The 4924-nt window shown below is 44.2% G+C and carries 3 protein-coding genes; 1 reads left to right on the top strand and 2 read right to left on the bottom strand.

The genetic code is table 11. The features are described 5' to 3' along the window. Both KGY70_13685 and KGY70_13690 read right to left on the bottom strand, forming a co-directional pair. Positions 1–670 (bottom strand): dihydrolipoyllysine-residue succinyltransferase (locus KGY70_13685; protein ID MBS3776240.1); only part of this gene is annotated, 670 nt, incomplete at its 3' end. A 12-nt stretch (positions 671–682) separates the two neighbouring features. Beyond that, entirely contained in the window at positions 683–3484 is a 2802-nt protein-coding gene (locus tag KGY70_13690) for a 2-oxoglutarate dehydrogenase E1 component (protein MBS3776241.1), read from the bottom strand. A 216-nt stretch (positions 3485–3700) separates the two neighbouring features. Here KGY70_13690 and KGY70_13695 point away from each other — a divergent pair, with 216 nt between their 5' ends. Then, positions 3701–4825 carry a Re/Si-specific NAD(P)(+) transhydrogenase subunit alpha gene (locus tag KGY70_13695; protein ID MBS3776242.1) on the top strand — a complete coding sequence of 375 codons (1125 nt, stop codon included), beginning with the start codon at positions 3701–3703 and terminating at the stop codon, positions 4823–4825. Positions 4826–4924 lie beyond the last annotated feature (99 nt).

Consider the following 4924-nt stretch of genomic DNA (forward strand, 5'->3'; position numbering starts at 1 on the left):
CATTGAAGGTTGTGAGCATGGCAGTCTCGTTTTTTACGGCAACCAGGCGCTCGCTGAGTTTCCTCCTTAGGCGGCTCATGCGCTGGCGGTTGGTTTCTCTTGAAAACCGTCGGTTACTGGGTTCTTCTTCAGCCGGTTCTTTAGACTTGAGGGCTTCCCGTGCCAGCTCCACATCCTGTTTGGTTATCCTCCTCAGCCCTTTCAGTACATCATCGATGGAAAGGTTGTATGCTTCCATCATCTTTTGTGCGACGGGTGTCATTTTTATTTTACCATAAGACTCTTCATTTTCTTTTGTTTCACCGGCTTCTTTATCTGTTTCTTTGCCTGTTTCTTTAACTGTTTCTGAGGATTTGGATGAAGATTCGGAATCCTTTGAATGGGTTGCTGTTTCCGCCTGATGATCCCCTTTCTCTTCTCCGGGTTCGGGTTTATCCGGGGCTTTTGCCGTTTCGTCTATCCGGCAGGCTATATTTCCTACGTGGATGGTTTCTCCTTCCCCGGCCAAAATTTCTATTTTACCGCTTGCCTCGGCAATAAGTGGTAGCGTGGCTTTGTCCGATTCAATTTCGGCGATTTCCTGATCTTTTTCCACATAATCCCCATCGCTAACCAGCCAGCTGGCTATTTCCACTTCGGTTATGGACTCCCCGGGACTGGGGATTTTCATTTCAATCATAATTTACTTGATATGGTTTTGCTGTTTGACCGGTTTTCTGTAACGCCCTACTTCGCAATCCAGATTGCAGTATTTATAGTTCAGCCCGCAGGTACATTTTCTGAATGCCTTTCCCAGGATATCGTTCTGTTCTATCTGGTGCAGTTGATACAACCCCACGGCCGGACTGGCACTGGGTGCTCTTGTTACGGAGCGCAGATCAATATCTTTGAACTGATCCCTGATGTATTTCCATGCTCCCATGTTTTCCGGTTCTTCCTGAATCCAGATCCATTGCTCGGTATTTCTGTATTTGCCGATAACCTGCTCTACCTCCTTATCCGGAAAGGGATACAACTGTTCAATACGGATGAGGGCGACATCTTTGATATTAAAATGTTCCCTGCGTTCCAGCAGATCGTAATAAATTTTGCCACTGCAAAAAATAACCCGATGCACTTCTTTATTATTGACTTCAGGATCATCGATAACTTTCCTGAATTTTTTGTAGGCCAGGTCTTCCATGCTTGAAACCACCCTGCTGTGCCTCAGCAGGCTTTTGGGTGTGAACAGTATGAGCGGTACCCTGAAGTTTCGGTGTATCTGCCGGCGCAGAACATGATAGAAATTGGCCGGTGTAGTGCAGTTAACGATCTGCATGTTATTATTGACAGCGAGATTCAGGAAGCGTTCCATCTTTCCGCTGGAATGTTCCGGTCCCTGTCCCTCATAACCATGGGGCAGAAACAGGACGATACCGTTCATCAGGCCCCACTTTTCTTCGGCCGAACTGATGTACTGATCAATAATTACCTGGCCCATATTGTTAAAATCTCCGAACTGAGCTTCCCAGATTGTAAGCCCTTCCGGAGTGGTCAGCGCATAGCCGTATTCAAAGCCCATAACACCGAACTCAGAAAGCGGGGAATTGTAAATGTGAAATTCTCCCTGGTGTTCATTGATGTGTTTAAGGGGTACATACTTTTGATCTGAATCTTCCAGAGTAAAGGTAGAGTGCCGGTGGGAAAAGGTTCCCCTTTCCGAGTCCTGACCGCTCAGTCGTACAGGGTATCCCTCATCCACCAGCGTTCCATAGGCAAGCAGCTCAGCCATCCCCCAGTCAAGCCGGTTTTCCCTGATCATTTTCTTACGCTGTTCAATGAGCTTGTAAGCCTTTTTGAAAAATTTCATATCGGAAGGCAGGTGATTGATCTTCTCCGCTATGGTTTTCAGTTTCTCATACTCGATATTGGAGTCGGGCGATTGATCGAAATCTCTGTATTCGGGGTAAATGTAATTTTCCCATTCTTCCTTAAGAAATTGCCTGATATGCACCTTTTTCGATTTCCTGGCTTCTTCCAGCTTTGTTTCCAGCCATTGGTTGTAATCGTTTTCTTCTTTTTTGATTTCTTCTTCAGTATATATTCCATTGTTGATCAAAAAATTGCTATAAATATCCCTTGGATCGGGATGTTTGCTGATGGCCTTGTAGAGCAGGGGCTGGGTGAAACGGGGCTCATCGCCTTCGTTATGCCCCTGTCTTCTGTAACAAAGCAGATCAATGAATACATCGGTGTGAAATTTTTGCCTGTACTCCATGGCAAGCTGTATGGTGTAAACCACAGCTTCCACATCATCACCATTCACATGAAAAATGGGTGATTTGGTCACTTTTCCTATATCGGTGCAATAGGTGCTGCTTCTGCCTTCCAGGTAGCTGGTGGTAAAACCTACCTGATTATTGATTACCAAGTGGATGGTGCCGCCGGTATGATAACCGGGAAGCTGCGACATCTGAATGGTTTCATATACTACACCCTGGGCCGCTATGGCGGCATCTCCGTGGATTAAAATAGGAGCCAGTTTGTTGTAATCGTGCACGTACTTATGGGTGATTTTTGCCTTGGATATTCCTTCCACAACAGGATCCACTGCTTCCAGATGCGAAGGATTCGGCGTCATATTCAGCCATACCTTCTTCCCCTTATCGGAAGTGATCAGATTGCTGTATCCCAGATGGTATTTTACATCTCCCAACATCTTGTTTTCTTCAAAAGCTTCACCTACAAACTCATCAAATATGTCTTTGACGGGTTTTTTCAGGATGTTGGCCAGCACATTCAGGCGTCCCCGGTGCGATATGGCAATACTGAATTCCTCGATTCCCAGATCCGCTCCCTTATCTATTACTGATGCAAGGGATGGTATCAATGCTTCTGCCCCTTCCAGTGAAAATCGCTTCTGACCTACGAATTTCCGGTGTATAAACCTTTCAAATCCTACAGCATGCTTTAAATGGTTATATATATGCTTTCTTTCCTGTTTATTAAAGGAAGGGATGTTTTTCGTGGATTCCATCTTTTCCTGCAACCAGGTGGTTATTTCCGGCTTCCTGATATACATGTATTCGGCACCGATTGACCCGCAATAGGTCTGTTCCAGATGTTCAACAACATCCCTCAGTCTGGCAGGACCGATTCCAAGCCGGTTACCTGCATGAAATACCTTATCCATATCTTCTTCGGAAAGCCCATGGTTCTCAATATTGAGTGTCGGTGTATAGTTGCGCCTGCTTCTTACCGGATTGGTCTTGGTAAAGAGGTGCCCCCTTTTCCGGTAAGCATCGATCAGATTGATTGCTTTAAATTCTTTGTCAAAGCCTCCCTCATCAACACCATCATCTTTAAATTGCCGGCGGGCAAACTCGAAACCTTTGAAGAAGTTTTGCCAACTGATATCCAGTTGGCCAGGATCTTCAAGGTACTGGCTGTATAATTTTTCTATGGTATTTATATCGGTATTTCCCAGAAATGTAAATGTATCCATGTACAGAAATTTTTTTACCTTTGGGTTACATTAAACAATAATGACAACGTACACCCTGTCAATGTTTCAAACCGGTTTGCCGGCGACAGGATAAATATTGTCGCTTGCTTTGAATATTGAACAAAAAGGGAGATATGAATGTTTGAGATTTATTCTAGAATAATTCGGGTTAAAAGTGTTTGAAGTTATCTATGTTTAAAAATATAAAGGTGTATTATGAAAGTTGGTTTATTAAAGGAAACCGGGGACGATCTCAGGGTAGCTCTTTTGACCGATAATGTCCGGGAGCTTGTAAAAATGAATCTTACCCTGCTGGTGCAAAGCGGAGCGGGTGAGGGTGCTTTTGTCAGTGACAATGATTACAGCGATGCCGGGGCAGAAATTAAGAACTTTGATGAAGTGATTAGTCAGGCCGATATGCTACTTAGGATCAATCCCTTTTCAGAACAGGAAATGTCAGGGATTGATGAAGGAAAGGTTTTGGTATCTCTGTTCAATCCGCTGATGAATAAGGCGCTTTTGGAGTATGCCGCATCCCGAAACGTGACCACGTTCAGCCTGGATAGCATTCCCAGGATAACGAGGGCACAGTCCATGGATGTTTTATCTTCAATGGCTACCATTGCAGGCTATAAAGCTGTAGTGGATGCAGCTATGAATCTGCCCAAGTTTTTCCCTATGTTTATGACCGCTGCAGGTACCATCAAACCGGCAAAAGTATTGGTACTGGGTGCAGGGGTGGCCGGATTACAGGCGATTGCAACCGGAAGAAGGCTGGGCGGGGTGCTTGAGGCTTTTGATGTAAGAAGCGAAGTAAAGGAAGAGGTACAAAGTTTGGGAGCCAAATTTATTGAAGTCGAAGGTGCTCAGGAAGCTGCAGATGCCGGAGGATATGCGGTGGAACAGACTGAGGACTATAAACAAAAACAAAGGCAACTGGTTCATGATCATGCCATAAAATCTGATGTTATCATTACAACTGCCCAGATACCGGGAAAAAAAGCACCTCTTCTTGTTCACAAAGAGACGGTGGAACAAATGAAACCCGGTTCGGTAATTGTTGATCTTGCCGCTTCATCGGGAGGCAATTGTGAGCTTACGGAGAATGATACAATGGTTGTGAAGCATCAGGTAAAGATCATCGGTAAATCAGATTATCCCAATGATATGCCGGTTGATGCCAGCAAAATGTTTGGCAACAATCTCACCGATTTTTTGAAAGTGATGTTTTCAAATGAAGGCGAGTTCAACTTGAATTTTGAGGACAACATCCTTAAAGAAACCTGCTTTACCCATGAAGGGGAAATAGTAAATGAGCGATTGAAAACTGTTAAAAAATAATGAGTTTATGGAAGAAATACTGGTCTTTTTTTACACTTACAAGGAGTCCGTTTTTGTTATTGCTTTGGCGATTTTTCTTGGATTTGAAGTAATCTCTAA

Source organism: Bacteroidales bacterium (assembly GCA_018334875.1).
GTDB lineage: Bacteria > Bacteroidota > Bacteroidia > Bacteroidales > UBA12077 > JAGXLC01.